Raw genomic sequence first — 575 nt, 5'->3', positions numbered from 1 at the left:
TCGAGGGGGAGGGGGACGACGCCGCGGCCGGGTTCGTAGTAGCCAGCTTTGGGCACGGCGACCGGTTCGATGAAAGGCGCATCCTGTCCCGCCAGCCGTGCCAGCCTCCGCACCAGCGCGCTCATATTCGCCGGGCCGCCCTCGCGGAAATAGTCGAGCAGGCCGTCCAACTGCTCGCGCGGCAGCGTCGAGGCTTCGATCAGGCGCAGGTCCTCGTCGCGGCATTCGCCGGGCAGCAGCGCCAGTTTTATGCCGCGTTCGCGGGCAGTCGAGGCGAGCTGGTCGCAGCCGTAGCGCCACCAGTCGTAGCCGCCGAGGATGCGCACCAGGATGATCTTGGCGTGGCGGGCGACGCTGTCGACCCAGAGGTCGACGGACATCGGATGGCGCAGGTCACGCAGTGCGGCCAGCCGCATCGAGGGCAGGCGGCCGGCATCGGCCTTCCAGGCTGCCGCCAGTCCGGCGAGGTCGCTGTCGGTGAAGGACAGGGCCACGATATCCGCCGGCGTCTGCCGCAGATCGACCGGCTCGGCGAGGTCGTCGAGCGAGGCGGATGTCGTGGTGAGGATGTGCAT

1 pseudogene is annotated in these 575 nt (G+C 69.7%); it reads right to left on the bottom strand.

Annotated elements, in window-relative coordinates:
• Positions 1-575, bottom strand: a pseudogene (locus EN964_RS36625) (cobaltochelatase subunit CobN); the annotation flags it as partial.

The organism is Mesorhizobium sp. M7A.F.Ca.CA.001.10.2.1 (assembly GCF_003998575.1).
In the GTDB taxonomy this organism is placed as follows: Bacteria; Pseudomonadota; Alphaproteobacteria; order Rhizobiales; family Rhizobiaceae; genus Mesorhizobium.
Note: the sequence above shows the minus strand (reverse complement) of the source record. Positions and strands in the feature narration are given on the sequence as shown.